Source organism: Xenorhabdus bovienii, from assembly GCF_024721015.1.
In the GTDB taxonomy this organism is placed as follows: Bacteria; Pseudomonadota; Gammaproteobacteria; order Enterobacterales; family Enterobacteriaceae; genus Xenorhabdus; species Xenorhabdus bovienii.
This window is the reverse complement of record NZ_JANAIF010000449.1, coordinates 1-256: the sequence shown is the minus strand read 5'-3', so window position 1 is coordinate 256 and position 256 is coordinate 1. Positions and strand designations below refer to the sequence as shown.

The 256-nt window shown below is 57.0% G+C and carries 1 protein-coding gene; it reads right to left on the bottom strand.

Going from position 1 to position 256, the window contains the following annotated elements:
• A partial coding sequence (locus NXS07_RS21355; protein ID WP_258087683.1) for an acetate and sugar kinases/Hsc70/actin family protein occupies nt 1-207 on the bottom strand: 207 nt, incomplete at its 3' end.
• Nucleotides 208-256: the final 49 nt, after the last annotated feature.

Below are 256 nucleotides of genomic sequence, written 5' to 3'. Positions count from 1 at the left end.
ATGGTCCAAAGCAAAGTTCACCGGCTGTGCATGCAAGACTTCACGCCCTGCGCCATAGTCTGGAACGTCGCATGCCGCCAGTACACGCGCCACATCCTGCTCTGAAACAACTTCAGCTTCCACATCAACGCTGCCATCCAGCCCGTAGGACCGCGGCTCGGCTCCCGAGAAGCAGGCAATCACGTGATCAACACGGATTTTCGCCATCTTTTGGGCAGCCTGAATTGCAGTTCGGATTGCGCGCTCTGTTTCCTGC